Source organism: Olivibacter sp. SDN3, from assembly GCF_014334135.1.
In the GTDB taxonomy this organism is placed as follows: domain Bacteria; phylum Bacteroidota; class Bacteroidia; order Sphingobacteriales; family Sphingobacteriaceae; genus Olivibacter.
The window spans coordinates 5,352,294-5,365,726 of the sequence record NZ_CP060497.1 but is presented as its reverse complement, the minus strand read 5'-3'; the positions used below and the strand labels follow the sequence as shown (position 1 = coordinate 5,365,726).

Here is a 13,433-nt window from a genome sequence, read left to right as displayed (position 1 = left end):
TTTATTTTCCGCAAAAGTAAACACCCATTGATGATAATGGGTGTCCGGTTTTGAATATTATAGGTAGTCCGGATTTTAATGCCATTCTTCTCTTCCTATTAGTTTTTCATTTTGCGGGACGCTGTCTTGTTTGTGTGTGGGTAAGGTTTGCTTCCTCTTTCCCGATGATATGTTGGTTAGATCAGGTTGCCCGGCGTCAACCCACGCAGAGTACCAGAAGCAGCCTATTTTGATTATCGAGTTTCTCATCTGTTGTTCCACCATGCCATTGAGCCGTTGATGATATCTTGCTGAGTATGTTTCAGCATATACTTTTTCTATGGTTCTAGCCCGTTGCTCATAGCTATATTTTTTATCTTCGGGAAATTCGGTATTGAGATCTGCTTCGATTAATAATACACTGTCAACTAAATTAAAACTGTGTTTTACCATTTTCCAGGCCGTGTCTAGAGGAGAGTCTATATAGTGGGCCGCTCCAACTAAAAAGTTGTAATTTCCGGTATAAAGCTCTGGCAATCTACTTTCCCAGAAAGCATGGATTCCAACCTGATCGGTTAATTGTCCATTGTAATTTTTCGTAGTATGTAGCGGCACATTAGCATCGGCTATGTAATGCCCTAAATCTGCAGAATGTTTTAATATAGCGGGAATTTCCTTATTGATGAATGCTTTTGTCAATTGTTTATAAGTGTGAAGAATCTGCCAGGGCACAATGCCTCTTTGAAGAAGTGTATCTGCTGTATATTTGTTAACCGCCGCAATCCATGATGCAGGGATACTATCAATAGTCGGTATATCATAGGCATCCACGTCAATATAGTGTTTTGGCGCCTCGTTGGCGCTAATATATCTTCTCTTATCGGCGTCTACCGCGTGTTCTGTAATGTAATGAATATGTCTTTTATAGAATGATCCCAAATTAGCGGGTAAAGTGAATGCAGCCATGCGGTTGATTTTTTTATGTGCGTAAAACCCCCACGATATAAAGAAGAAGCTCATAATCAATAAAATAACCGATCGTCCTAAAACTTTCATAAACTAATGTTTTTTATAGATTCATTATTTGAGCGATACAAATAACGTATTAATTATCAAAATATATCTTTTTAAATTGTTTGCAATATCCAATTCTTAACGCTATATTTGCAGTCCGAAAAACAAAAAAGGATAAAAAGGCTAAAAAATGGCAAACCATAAATCTTCAATTAAAAGAATTAGAGCTAACGCTGCGAAGCGTTTAAGAAACCGTTACCAAGCTAAAACTACACGTAACGCAATTAAGAAATTACGTACTACAACTTCAAAGGAAGAGGCGTCTACTCTATTACCTCGTGTAATCTCTATGCTTGATCGTTTGGCGAAGAAAAATGTTATCCACAAGAAAAAAGCTTCAAACAATAAATCAAAGTTGACTAAATTTGTTAACGGTTTAGCGTAATCATTATAATAAAAAAAATTAGGGTTATGGTTTTGCCATAACCCTTTTCTTGTTTTGCTATTTTTCTCGTTTCTGTATGTTTGCCAATACAGCGTTTAGCTTTTCACTGTTTTGTGCATAATCGGCTAAGTCAATAATAGCAACCTTCCTAAATTCAACTGGATGACTTTCACTCTGTAAAGAGAAGTAACCACTTGTAAGTGCTTTCCCATCTTGTTTGACCTGAGGGTCAAAGTGAATAACATTGCCACCATCTATGGTTGGCTTATTATATACCATTACTGTATCCTTGTTAATAATGTGTTTAATGACAGAGTCGCCTAATACCAGTACATCTGCTGTTACCCATTGATCACCATGATAGGTCTGCGAAGTTGAGTTGAGACAATGAGGGGTAAATGCTTCGTTTTTGTATACTACCTGCGTGCCTGGTGTACATAAGTTTCCGGTAGTACGCTCTTCTTCACCATTTCCTCCCAATAGCTGGGCTTCCAAGGATATCGGAAAATCCTGATCTTTTTGCATCGTTTCAGGAGCTTGGCCGTGTAGCATAATTCCACTATTTCTCCATGCCCAACCTTCACCTCCTTTAGCCTGTTCTCCAACAAAACGATATTCTACTCGCAAAAGGTAGTGAGAAAAAGGTTTGTTGAAAAAAATGTGGCCATATTGCTGGTCGAACTCCTCATAACCATCATAACGCACTTTTATAACACTATCTTCTACTCGAAAAGTATTGGCATAGTTATCTCCCACCTCATGTTTTGAAATTTTAACCGTCCAATCGTCGAGGTCTTTTCCGTTAAATAGATCGACCCACTCGGGCACTTCGTCTGATTTTTCTGCTGTTGATTGAGATTGAGGCTGTTGGCATGCTAAAAGGGTTCCGCTACATAAGGCTATCACCCCGATTCGTAATAGTTTCTTCATTGTTTACAATTGTATATTACTTTAAAAAGCTAAAAGTAACAATTTATGCCATATAACGAATGTTTAAATAAATGTTTTATTGGTAAATCTCTTTAATATTGTTTATAATAGTTAGCTCAATTGTATTCTTAAATAAATATTATGAAGCAAAATTATACTCGAAAACTAAACATCAAACAATGGGCGGAGCAGGATAGACCCCGGGAAAAGTTGCTATTGAATGGGAGAAGGTCGCTTAGTGAAGCAGAGCTTATAGCTATTTTAATTGGAAGTGGTTCTAATGCTGAAACAGCTGTTGAGCTAAGCAGACGTGTTCTGGGCGACGTGGGTAACGATTTAGCAAATTTGGCCAAACTTTCTTTGGCAGATCTCTGTGCTTACAAAGGTATCGGTGAAGCAAAGGCCATTGCTATTATCGCAGCTTTGGAACTGGGACGAAGGCGGAAAGATAAAATATCAGTAGAAAAGCCGCAGATTAAAAGTAGCGAAGATGCCTATCATATTTTGCAGACGATATATGCCGATCTTGACCACGAGGAGTTTTGGATACTTTTACTCAATACAAGCAATAAAGTAATCGGAAAAGAGCTAATCAGTAAGGGGGGAAGTGGTGTGGTAGCAGTAGATGCTAAAACGGTGTTTCAATCGGTTTTGCAGGCAAAAGCAACCGGCATTATACTGAGTCATAACCATCCATCAGGAGCACTCAGGCCCAGTATGGCAGATAAAAATTTAACAAATAAGATTGTTGAGGGAGCAAAGTGTTTAGATATAAGGGTTTTAGATCATATCATTATTTCAGATGAGGGGTATTATAGCTTTTTAGACCACGAGGATATATAAATTCATGATGATGCCTGGTAGTTTTTGTTTTTTGGCGATCTGTTCTATAAACTGCTCGACTGCCAAAATTTTGGTCTTGCTCGATGCCGGCAAAAATACCGAAAACCCGGGCGTAAGCGAGCTTATTAATATCATTGAGGGCAAATACTTTTGAATAATACTTTGAAATGTGTACAAAACATTAATAATTTATTCGAATGAAAATTTTATGCTAAGTTTGCATCAATTTATTAAGGGATTAATATTTTCAAGAGAACCCTGGATATTTTAACAATATTTCAGGCAGCAAGCATATAACAGCGTCGTTTGTTGTGCAAATACCGGAACAGCGATAATGGAATATTTGCTGGTTAAGTTAAGCTTCCGGTTAAGCCTTGAAAGCCCTGGAAACAAAAAATAATTATTTTAATGAAAATATCATATAACTGGCTTAAACAATTTATTTCTACCGAAAAGACACCACAGGAACTTTCACTTATTTTGACAGATATTGGCCTGGAAGTAGAAAGTTTAGAGGTTGTGCAGGGCATTCCGGGCGGCTTGGAAGGATTGGTTATAGGAGAGGTGAAGAGTTGCCTACAGCATCCGAATGCAGACAGGCTCCGTGTAACAAAAGTTGATGTAGGCCAGCAGGATTTGTTGCAAATCGTATGTGGAGCTCCTAATGTTGCAACCGGGCAAAAGGTCGTTGTTGCTCCGGTTGGCACAACACTTTATCCATTAAGTGGTGATGCTTTTAAAATCAATAAATCTAAAATAAGAGGCGAGGTTTCCGAAGGCATGATCTGTGCAGAAGATGAAATAGGCTTAGGACCTTCACATGACGGTATTATGGTGCTAAATGCCGATGCGGCGGCAGGTTTATTGGCTAAAGACTATTTTCAGATAAAAGACGACTATTGCTTTGAAATAGGCCTAACGCCCAATAGAGCCGATGCGGCTTCACATTTAGGGGTTGCTCGTGACTTGGCCGCTTATTTTCGGACTAATTATACGCTTCCAACAGTAGGTTCCTTAAAAATTGATCATGTAAAATCCCCGGTAGCCGTCACCATCAAGAATCCTCAAGCTTGCAAAAGATATACCTCATTAACCATCAGTGGGATAGAAGTAAAACCTTCCCCGGAATGGTTAGCTGAAAAGCTAAAAGTGATCGGCATTCGACCTATCAATAATATTGTTGATGTAACCAATTATGTGTTACATGAGCTTGGCCAACCTTTACATGCGTTTGATGCAGATGAAATTCAGGGCGGCCAAATCATTGTAAGAAACGCTAATGAGGGCGAGGTATTCATTACTTTAGATGAAGTTGAGCGTAAGCTTTCTTCGGAGGATTTGGTGATAGGTGACCGGGAGAAGCCACTTTGTTTGGCAGGTGTGTTTGGTGGAATATCTTCCGGAGTTACCGCAAAAACTAAACGTGTTTTTCTTGAAAGTGCCTATTTTAATGCTGTTTCAGTAAGAAAAACTTCCAAAAGACATGGACTAAAAACAGACGCTTCGTTCCGTTTTGAGCGAGGCACCGATCCAAATATTACGGTATATGCTTTGGAGAGAGCAGCACTTCTGATACAGGAGATTGCCGGAGGAGCTATTTCTTCTGAGATAAGCGATATTTACCCAACAGTGGTAGAGCCTTTCATTTTTGATGTCAGTCTCGATCGGGTAAGGAAGCTGATAGGAAAGGATATTGCCAATGAAGAGATAAAAGAGATTATAAAGTCATTGGAAATAGCTATTCTGGATGAAAAATCGGCTGTTATTTCAGTTTCTGTTCCACCATACAAGGTAGATGTAACCAGAGAGGTTGATATCATTGAGGAGGTGTTGCGCATATATGGTTATAACCGTATTGAAATGAAGCAGCAAATTAAAGCTTCTCTGACTACAGTGTCTAAGCCTGATAAGGAATTAGTTCAGCATACCGTTTCTGATCTGTTGGTAGCTAACGCTTACTATGAGATTATGTCAAATTCTTTGACGAAGATGGCTTATACCGATGATGAAAGCACGGTTGTACGTATATTGAACCCCTTAAGTGGCGATTTGGATGTTATGCGTCAAAATATGTTGTTCTCCTCTTTGGAAGCGATCGCGTATAATCAGAAGAGGCGAAATGCCAATCTTAAATTTTTTGAATTTGGGAAAACTTATCACCTCATTGATGGGCAATATGTTGAAAAAGAAAGTTTAAGCTTAACTATAACAGGAGCTTTAGAAGAGCAGCAATGGAATCAACAAACGGAGAATATTACGTTCTATGATATCAAATCTGCAGTTGATGCACTCCTGAAGCGGTTTAATATAACGAACTATCAAACCGACGAAACAAAAGGCAATTATCTGGAATATGGGTTGCAGTATTTAAAAGGGCAGAAGCCGCTTGTGAATTTTGGGAAGGTAAGTTCCGATGTGTTGAAAAAAGTGGATGTTAGCGGCGAAGTATATTTTGCTGATGTCGATTGGGATTTATGGATTAAAACCATCCGAAAAAATAAGATTACCTATAGAGAAGTTTCCAGATTTCCATCTGTGAGAAGGGATCTGTCGTTATTGATTGGTTCGGATGTGGACTTTGGACATTTGAAGCGTATTGCTGAAAAAACGGAGCGCAAATTGCTCAGATCAATACAGGTGTTTGATGTATATACCGGCAATAAGCTGCCTTCCGGTAAAAAATCGTACGCTTTAAGTTTTGAATTACAGGATGAGCAGAAAACGCTCACCGATAAACAAATTGATTCGGTGATGCAAAAATTAATACTTAACTTTGAAAAAGAAGTTGGGGCAGAAGTTAGAAAAGCATAAACTAATTAACTGGTTAAAACAAAACGTAATAATAGATGTCAACAGTTTCAGCTCAATTAGACAACGTTGTAGAGAAGACAGCAAAACTGATTGAATTATGCTTATCTTTACAAGAAGAGAATGATATGCTCAAACTTGAAAATCAATCAATAAAGGTTGCCTTTGAAGCGAGTAAAGATAAGAATAAAGATTTAGAGGAGAAGCTGAAAGCCTTAACATTCGCTCGCTCTCTAGAGGGGGCTGAGTTAAAAAATGAAGCTTTAAGTGAAAAAACTCTTGACATCAAGCAAAAAATTAACGATTTTGTGCGAGAAATAGATAAATGTATTGAGTTGCTGAAATAGGGTGACCCAAATTATATAGTGAATCAAGCTCATCATATGGGAGATATTTCCATAAAAATAAATATTGCAGACCGGATATATCCTTTAAGGATCGATATGGAGGAGGAAGAAGTTATTCGGCATGCAGCTAAATTGATTAATGACCGCATAAAGGATTTGCAGGAAAATTATGCGGTAAGAGATAAGCAGGACTTGCTTTCGATGGCTGTATTGCATTACGCTACATCGGCTTTGAAGGCAGAAAAACAGGTACGAGAAGAAGATACAGGTGTGTCAGAAAAAGTATATCAGTTGGATCAATTGCTATCTGAATTTTTTAAGCAAGATTAATCGTTCTTTTAAATATAGAGCTAACAAAGATTTAACCGCAGTTAATTCGGGTTTCACTATTTTTAAACTTAACACTTCAATATAATGAAGCGTAAATAGACATACTCCATTTTGCTTACGCCATCTGGAGACAGTTAGTACGCTAATCCTGTATATAGAAGTTTAAAATAACTGGAACCTATTATTGGCTGCGGTTTTTTGTTTTACGGAAGTATCGGCAATCAACAGGTGGGGCAAACAGAAGAAGAAAATAACAAGGTTAGAAACGGATGATTAAGCAGTCCGTTTCTAAACAACTCATATAAATAAAACAACATGGAAATAATAGGTTATGTGTTATTAGGTATAGTTATAGGCGTAGTAATAGGTAGGTTTTTACTTCGCAGCTTACTTAAAAAGCAGGAGCTTGCAGCACAGAATAAAGCAAAACGCATATTGAAGGAGGCCGAGCAAGAGGCCGAAATGTTAAAAAAGAACCGCTTATTGGAAGCCAAAGAGAAGTTTTTGCATTTAAAATCAGAACATGAACGGGAGGTCAACCAGCGTAATAATACGATTAGTCAAAAAGAAAATTCCATTCGGCAGAAAGAACAATCACTTAACTCCAAGCTGGAACAGGTGAATAGAGATAAGCAAGAGCTAGATAATGTTCGTAAAAACCTGGAACGCCAGATCGAGCTTAATCACAAGAAACAAGATGAAGTAGACCATCTTAAATTGCAGCATATCAAACAATTAGAAACCATAGCTGGACTTTCAGCTGACGAGGCGCGGGAACAATTGGTGACCAATTTGCGTGAAGAAGCGCGATCAAAAGCTATGATCCAAATCAAAGATATCGTAGATGAAGCCAAACTAACTGCAAGTAAGGAAGCGAAAAAAGTAGTTATTCAAACTATTCAACGTACAGCTACAGAAAGTGCTATAGAGAATACGGTATCGATTTTCAATATAGAAAATGATGAAATTAAAGGGCGTGTTATAGGCCGTGAAGGACGTAATATCCGGGCATTGGAAGCTGCCACAGGTGTGGAAATTATTGTTGACGATACTCCCGAAGCAATAATTTTATCTGGTTTTGATCCCGTTCGTCGGGAAATAGCCCGTTTGGCACTCCATCGTCTAGTAACGGATGGTCGGATACACCCTGCGCGTATCGAAGAAGTTGTATCCAAAACAAAAAAGCAGATCGATGATGAAATTGTCGAAATTGGAGAACGTACAGTGATTGATTTGGGGATACATGGTTTGCACCCGGAGCTGATACGCATGGTTGGTCGTATGCGTTATAGGTCTTCCTATGGACAGAATTTATTACAACACTCCAGGGAAGTGGCTAATTTCTGTGCGACCATGGCTGCCGAATTGGGCTTGAATGTCAAATTAGCAAAACGGGCGGGTTTATTACATGATATCGGAAAAGTACCTGACGACAATCCAGAGTTGCCACATGCAATTTTAGGAATGCAGTTAGCCGAAAAGTATAAAGAACATCCTGAAGTTTGCAATGCCATTGGTGCACACCACGACGAGATAGAAATGACTTCGCTTATATCACCTGTGGTACAAGCCTGTGACGCGATTTCTGGTGCAAGACCTGGGGCCAGAAGAGAAGTTGTTGAGAGTTACATCAAACGTTTAAAAGAACTTGAGGAGTTAGCATTATCTTATCCCGGCGTGGAGAAAACATTCGCTATACAGGCAGGTAGAGAGCTTAGGGTGGTGGTTGAAAGCGAGAAAGTTACAGATGCACAGGCGGAGATTTTGGCGGCAGATATATCAAATCGCATTCAAACGGAAATGACTTATCCCGGACAGATAAAGGTTACGGTAATCCGGGAAACCCGCTCCGTTTCTTTTGCGAAATAGTTAGCTAAACCAATAGTAGCATCTATCACTATTTTATTTTATATTACCTTAACGGGTGCAGGGATAAGCGTTTTTCTAGACCCCTGCACCTTTTAGGCTTTAAGACGGGAATATGTCAAAGAAATCCTCCTCTAAAAAAAAAGAAAGTAAACGTCCGGTAGATGTTTACTTTGAACAATACGCCGAAAGTCATCAACACCCTACGAATAAACTTATCCACTGGGTTTGTGTCCCCTTGATTACTTTTAGTATTTCTTCCCTGATTTGGTTCATTCCGTTTCCACACCTGAGCTTTTTAGGTCAATATAACGGTTTTGTGAACTGGTTTACGTTGGTAATGGCTATCGTTGTTTATTACTACCTTCGGTTAGCACCAACATTATCATATGCCATGCTGTTTTCTTTTGGAGTGTTTAGCTTTCTGATCGTTCAACTGGAATATTGGGAGCAGGCAGGTGGCCCAGCTCCCTGGATTGTTGCACTTATTATATTTGTTGTTGCATGGATAGGGCAATTTGTAGGGCATAAAATTGAAGGTAAGAAACCTTCATTCCTTACAGATGTTAAATTTTTACTTATCGGCCCGATTTGGCTTTGGCATTTTATTTTCAAGAAACTCAACATACCATATTAAGGGTGTAGATATACGGAATGAAGTCTTAATATTCTTGTTATAGGCTGATTTTTAAGCTTCAGACTAATCAAGGTTTTACTTTTATTCATAAATAATTAACTTTATGCTAACTTAAAAATAAAATTTGGTCCTTATCATTATTGAATGAAGATACTATACGCGGTGCAGGGGACAGGAAATGGCCATCTCAGTAGGGCAATGGATGTGATTCCATGCTTACAGAAGAGGGCTGAGGTTGATATACTTGTAAGCGGTATTCAAGCAGATCTCGAACTACCTTTTGAAGTAAAATACAGAAGGCATGGTCTAAGTTTTATATTTGGTAAAGCTGGTGGGGTTGATCTGTGGAAAACATTTATGAGCAATAAAGTAAGAGATATCGTTAAAGAAGTAAATGAGATACCTATTGACCAATATGATTTGGTAATAAACGATTTTGAACCGGTAACGGCCTGGGCCTGCTATTTGAAAGAACACCCTTGTATTGGTCTAAGCCATCAGGCAGCTGTGTTAGATATACACTCTCCTAAACCAGAAGAAGTGGACATGATGGGTAAATTTATTTTAAAGCATTATGCACCAACAGATGTTAGCTATGGTTTCCATTTTCAACCTTATACTAAATCCATTTTTACCCCGGTCATCAGACAGCAGATCAGGCACCAGACCATTACCGACAATGGGCATTATACCGTTTATTTGCCAGCTTACGACGATGCTCGCTTGCTTAAGAGTTTACTAAGATTCGGTAATGTGCAGTGGGATGTTTTTTCTAAACACAACAAAGTACCTTTTACATTGAAAAATGTAAATGTACAGCCTATTAATAATGAAAAATTCATCTCGAGTATGGCTTCCGCACATGCCATATTATGTGGTGCTGGTTTTGAGACGCCTGCTGAAGCCCTTTATTTAAAGAAGAAGCTGATGGTTATTCCTATGAAGAATCAATACGAGCAACATTTAAATGCCGCGGCCTTAAGGCAAATGGGCGTGCCAGTGATTAAAAATCTCAAAGCGAAGAATAACACGCTTATCGATGACTGGATAGGCTCAGATCATATAGTATCAGTGGATTACCCAGATTGTACACAAGAAATTATAGACCACGTGCTGGATGCGCACACATAAGTGAGATCATATGCATAGGACAGCGTTTGGAGACGAATTTGTATGGGGGGTATCGACAGCAGCTTATCAGATTGAAGGTGCACATGAAGCCGATGGAAAAGGAAAATCTATATGGGATGAATTTAGCAGAAAAAGTGGTAAAATAAGGGACCAAGAGCATGCAGACATAACTTGCGATTTTTATAATAAGTATGTGGATGATATTCAGCTAATGAAAACCATGAATATATCCCATTATCGTTTTTCAATATCATGGACACGTATTTTGCCAGATGGCGTTGGCCAAGTGAATCCCTTGGGTGTACAATTTTATAATAATGTAATTAACGAATGCCTGAAGCAGGGCATAACGCCATGGGTAACTCTTTATCATTGGGACTTACCTCAAGTATTGGAAGACCGGGGTGGTTGGACCAATAGAGAGGTATTGGGATGGTTTGAAGAGTTTGCTACCGTATGCCTAAACAATTTTGGCGATAGAATAAAACATTGGATGGTATTAAATGAGCCCGTTGTTTTTACCGGTGCAGGTTATTTTTTTGGTAAACATGCCCCAGGTAAGTGGGGTTTACGACATTTTTTGCCGGCCGTTCATCATGTTACACTGAGCATGGGCAGAATAGGCCGACTAATACGAAAAATGTGCCCGGAAGCCGTTATTGGCACGACCTTTTCCCATTCACCTTTAGAACCTATCTCCCTAAAGAAAAGACACATTAAAGCTTTACGCCGTGCAGATGCGATAGTAAACAGATTATTTATAGAGCCCATTTTAGGATTAGGTTACCCCTTGGATGCGGTTAGGTCTTTAAAAGCAATAAAAAAATATATTTTACCGGGAGATGAAGAAGCGATGCCCTTTGATTTTGATTTTATAGGCTTACAGACTTACACAAGGGAGTTTATACAATTTTCATTGCTGATGCCTTATATTTGGGCAAATATTGTAGAACCCAAAAAAAGGGGGGTAACCAAAACCACCTTGATGAATTGGGAGATTTATCCACCTGCGTTATTCGACGCGCTGCGAAGGTTAAGCAGTTATCCTAAAATACCACCTATTTATGTTACAGAAAATGGCGCTGCGTTTGAAGATATATTGGAAGATGGAAAAGTTAATGATGTTGAGCGAAGAACTTATTTACAGGACCACATAGCACAGGTGCTAAAAGCAAAGCAGTTGGGAGTTAATGTAAAAGGATATTTTGTATGGACTTTTACTGACAATTTCGAATGGGCAGAAGGCTATCACCCCCGCTTTGGATTGGTGTATATTGACTTCAAAACACAGCAACGTATCGTGAAAGAAAGTGGTAAGTGGTACGCGGAATGGCTGGCGGATAGTTAAGCAGTGATAATAATTAAATAGCTTCAAATCCACAACGTAACAATTCAACTAATTTTTTTATGTTTGCTTGTTATGATAAAACAATTAATACTTATAAGCTTCTTATCTGTCGGTACATTTGAGGCAAATGCTCGGCAACAGAAAGTCGATAATAAAAAAAATACACATCCAATAGAAAGAACACCAATGTTTGAAAGTAAAATTGATTCAGCATCTTATGCGTTTGGCCTAAGTATGGCCAGAGATCTAAAAAAGAGAGGATTGAAAAACCTTAATGGTGAGCTGGTGTCGCAGGCAATTGAAGATTTCTTTTCAGATAAACCTCTGCAGATAACCGAAGACCAAGAATACAAAGCTATCAGTGAGGTGCTTACTGCAGCTGCAGAAGAGTTGAAAAATGAACAAAGTGCTGCAGGAGATAAATTTTTGGCCGAAAATAAAAACAAAGCAGGTATCCATATTACATCGAGCGGATTGCAATATGAGATTATAAGGGATACCGAAGGGCCAAAACCTCAGTCCACAGATTCCGTAACCGTTAATTATAAAGGCGCATTATTAGACGGTAAAGTATTTGATAGTTCATATGATCGTGGAGAACCGATATCTTTCCAGCTGAACCGTGTCATTCAAGGGTGGCAAGAAGGACTGCAGTTAATGCCTGTTGGATCTCATTACCGTTTTTATATTCCATACGAGTTAGGTTATGGTGAACGTGGCGCAGGGAATGATATCCCTCCGTTCAGTGTACTGATCTTTGATGTAGAATTGCTTAAAATAGGTGGTTAATTTTTAAATAAATACCATATAATGAATACATTGGGTAAATCTGATTTGGTAGTAAGCGAAGTAAGTTTTGGCTGTATGTCTTTAGGCGATAATCAGGGGCAAGCGAGTAACTTATTGCAGAAAGCATATGACCAAGGAATAAACTTTTTCGATACGGCAGATCTTTATGACAAAGGAATTAATGAACTGCATGTTGGAACAGCCCTCAAGCCTATGCGTAAAGACGTCATTATAGCAACAAAAGTAGGCAATCAATGGAAAAGTGATGGAAGTGGTTGGGATTGGAATCCCAGTAAAGCATACATTCTCAAGGCTGTAGAGCAAAGTTTGAAACGGCTACAAACCGATTATATAGACCTTTATCAGTTACATGGAGGCACTATAGATGACCCGATAGATGAAACTATTGAAGCATTTGAATTATTGAAAGAACAAGGTAAAATCAGATGGTACGGTATCTCTTCTATTCGGCCAAATGTTATCAGGGAATATGTAGAACGTTCAAATATGGTTTCAGTCATGATGCAATATAGCCTACTGGATCATCGTCCGGAGGAAGAAGTACTACAACTATTGGTGGATCATCAAATAAGCGTCATCACCAGAGGTACATTGGCACAGGGCAGATTGTTGGGCAAAAAGGAGGAGAGTTATCTACAATTTACGCCCAGCGAAGTAACAAAAGCAGCAAAAGCAATTACGCAGCTTGCAGAAAATTTGGATAAACGAAAAATAGATATAACTTTAGCTTATGTATTAAGTCATCCGGCCGTTGCTTCATCCGTAATTGGTGTACGCACAGCAGAGCAGCTGGATGAGGCAATTCATGCATGGAAAGCATTGCCTAGATTAACAGCGGATCAACAGAGATATTTACGGCAGCAGGTAAGAACATTTGTTTATGATAATCATCGGTAAAGTAACTGGGCGACTGAGCATAATAAATTTATAAGAATCTAACAATTT

The 13,433-nt window shown here is 38.7% G+C and carries 13 protein-coding genes; 11 read left to right on the top strand and 2 right to left on the bottom strand.

Annotation, left to right across the window (positions count from 1 at the left end; all coding sequences use genetic code 11):
• Positions 1 to 75 precede the first annotated feature (75 nt).
• On the bottom strand, positions 76 to 1,035 hold the full coding sequence (locus H8S90_RS22575; RefSeq protein WP_187340046.1) for a zinc dependent phospholipase C family protein: 960 nt from the start codon (positions 1,033 to 1,035) through the stop codon (positions 76 to 78).
• A gap of 148 nt (positions 1,036 to 1,183) precedes the next feature.
• Between H8S90_RS22575 and rpsT the strand changes: the two genes are divergently transcribed.
• Positions 1,184 to 1,438 (top strand): 30S ribosomal protein S20, encoded by a 255-nt coding sequence (rpsT, locus tag H8S90_RS22570; RefSeq protein WP_187340045.1) that lies wholly within the window; start codon positions 1,184 to 1,186, stop codon positions 1,436 to 1,438.
• Between the two features lie 57 nt (positions 1,439 to 1,495).
• Here rpsT and H8S90_RS22565 read toward each other — a convergent pair whose 3' ends face one another.
• The gene (locus H8S90_RS22565; RefSeq protein WP_187340044.1) at positions 1,496 to 2,368 is read right to left on the bottom strand and encodes a DUF1080 domain-containing protein; all 873 of its coding nucleotides are present in this window, start codon (positions 2,366 to 2,368) and stop codon (positions 1,496 to 1,498) included.
• Positions 2,369 to 2,509: 141 nt separating this feature from the next.
• Here H8S90_RS22565 and radC point away from each other — a divergent pair, with 141 nt between their 5' ends.
• The 10 genes from radC to H8S90_RS22515 all read left to right on the top strand — a co-directional run bounded on the left by radC (position 2,510) and on the right by H8S90_RS22515 (position 13,385).
• Positions 2,510 to 3,211: a DNA repair protein RadC gene (gene radC / locus H8S90_RS22560; RefSeq protein ID WP_187340043.1), complete on the top strand. Its 702-nt coding sequence runs from the start codon at positions 2,510 to 2,512 to the stop codon at positions 3,209 to 3,211.
• Positions 3,212 to 3,619: 408 nt separating this feature from the next.
• Positions 3,620 to 6,022, top strand: a complete 2,403-nt coding sequence (gene pheT, locus H8S90_RS22555) for a phenylalanine--tRNA ligase subunit beta (protein WP_187340042.1) — start codon at positions 3,620 to 3,622, stop codon at positions 6,020 to 6,022.
• 35 nt (positions 6,023 to 6,057) lie between these two features.
• Entirely contained in the window at positions 6,058 to 6,366 is a 309-nt protein-coding gene (locus tag H8S90_RS22550) for a hypothetical protein (protein ID WP_187340041.1), read from the top strand.
• A gap of 36 nt (positions 6,367 to 6,402) precedes the next feature.
• Positions 6,403 to 6,696: a cell division protein ZapA gene (locus tag H8S90_RS22545; RefSeq protein WP_187343152.1), complete on the top strand. Its 294-nt coding sequence runs from the start codon at positions 6,403 to 6,405 to the stop codon at positions 6,694 to 6,696.
• A 315-nt stretch (positions 6,697 to 7,011) separates the two neighbouring features.
• Positions 7,012 to 8,565, top strand: a complete 1,554-nt coding sequence (gene rny / locus H8S90_RS22540; RefSeq protein ID WP_187340040.1) for a ribonuclease Y — start codon at positions 7,012 to 7,014, stop codon at positions 8,563 to 8,565.
• Between the two features lie 112 nt (positions 8,566 to 8,677).
• Positions 8,678 to 9,199: a DUF962 domain-containing protein gene (locus tag H8S90_RS22535; RefSeq protein WP_187340039.1), complete on the top strand. Its 522-nt coding sequence runs from the start codon at positions 8,678 to 8,680 to the stop codon at positions 9,197 to 9,199.
• Positions 9,200 to 9,343: 144 nt separating this feature from the next.
• Positions 9,344 to 10,330: a glycosyltransferase family protein gene (locus H8S90_RS22530; RefSeq protein ID WP_187340038.1), complete on the top strand. Its 987-nt coding sequence runs from the start codon at positions 9,344 to 9,346 to the stop codon at positions 10,328 to 10,330.
• A gap of 10 nt (positions 10,331 to 10,340) precedes the next feature.
• On the top strand, positions 10,341 to 11,678 hold the full coding sequence (locus H8S90_RS22525; protein WP_187340037.1) for a GH1 family beta-glucosidase: 1,338 nt from the start codon (positions 10,341 to 10,343) through the stop codon (positions 11,676 to 11,678).
• 72 nt (positions 11,679 to 11,750) lie between these two features.
• Positions 11,751 to 12,467 carry an FKBP-type peptidyl-prolyl cis-trans isomerase gene (locus H8S90_RS22520; protein ID WP_255501701.1) on the top strand — a complete coding sequence of 239 codons (717 nt, stop codon included), beginning with the start codon at positions 11,751 to 11,753 and terminating at the stop codon, positions 12,465 to 12,467.
• A 21-nt stretch (positions 12,468 to 12,488) separates the two neighbouring features.
• Positions 12,489 to 13,385 (top strand): aldo/keto reductase, encoded by an 897-nt coding sequence (locus H8S90_RS22515; protein ID WP_187340036.1) that lies wholly within the window; start codon positions 12,489 to 12,491, stop codon positions 13,383 to 13,385.
• The last annotated feature ends 48 nt before the right edge of the window (positions 13,386 to 13,433 follow it).

Bases quoted from the DNA above. Each gene is read 5' to 3' on its own strand.
- H8S90_RS22515 (WP_187340036.1), top strand. From the start codon at position 12,489: ATGAATACATTGGGTAAATCTGATTTGGTAGTAAGCGAAGTAAGTTTT.
- H8S90_RS22525 (WP_187340037.1), top strand. From the start codon at position 10,341: ATGCATAGGACAGCGTTTGGAGACGAATTTGTATGGGGGGTATCGACA.
- H8S90_RS22520 (WP_255501701.1), top strand. From the start codon at position 11,751: ATGATAAAACAATTAATACTTATAAGCTTCTTATCTGTCGGTACATTT.
- H8S90_RS22550 (WP_187340041.1), top strand. From the start codon at position 6,058: ATGTCAACAGTTTCAGCTCAATTAGACAACGTTGTAGAGAAGACAGCA.
- H8S90_RS22530 (WP_187340038.1), top strand. From the start codon at position 9,344: ATGAAGATACTATACGCGGTGCAGGGGACAGGAAATGGCCATCTCAGT.
- H8S90_RS22545 (WP_187343152.1), top strand. From the start codon at position 6,403: ATGGGAGATATTTCCATAAAAATAAATATTGCAGACCGGATATATCCT.
- rpsT (WP_187340045.1), top strand. From the start codon at position 1,184: ATGGCAAACCATAAATCTTCAATTAAAAGAATTAGAGCTAACGCTGCG.
- pheT (WP_187340042.1), top strand. From the start codon at position 3,620: ATGAAAATATCATATAACTGGCTTAAACAATTTATTTCTACCGAAAAG.
- radC (WP_187340043.1), top strand. From the start codon at position 2,510: ATGAAGCAAAATTATACTCGAAAACTAAACATCAAACAATGGGCGGAG.
- H8S90_RS22535 (WP_187340039.1), top strand. From the start codon at position 8,678: ATGTCAAAGAAATCCTCCTCTAAAAAAAAAGAAAGTAAACGTCCGGTA.
- H8S90_RS22565 (WP_187340044.1), bottom strand. From the start codon at position 2,368: ATGAAGAAACTATTACGAATCGGGGTGATAGCCTTATGTAGCGGAACC.
- rny (WP_187340040.1), top strand. From the start codon at position 7,012: ATGGAAATAATAGGTTATGTGTTATTAGGTATAGTTATAGGCGTAGTA.
- H8S90_RS22575 (WP_187340046.1), bottom strand. From the start codon at position 1,035: ATGAAAGTTTTAGGACGATCGGTTATTTTATTGATTATGAGCTTCTTC.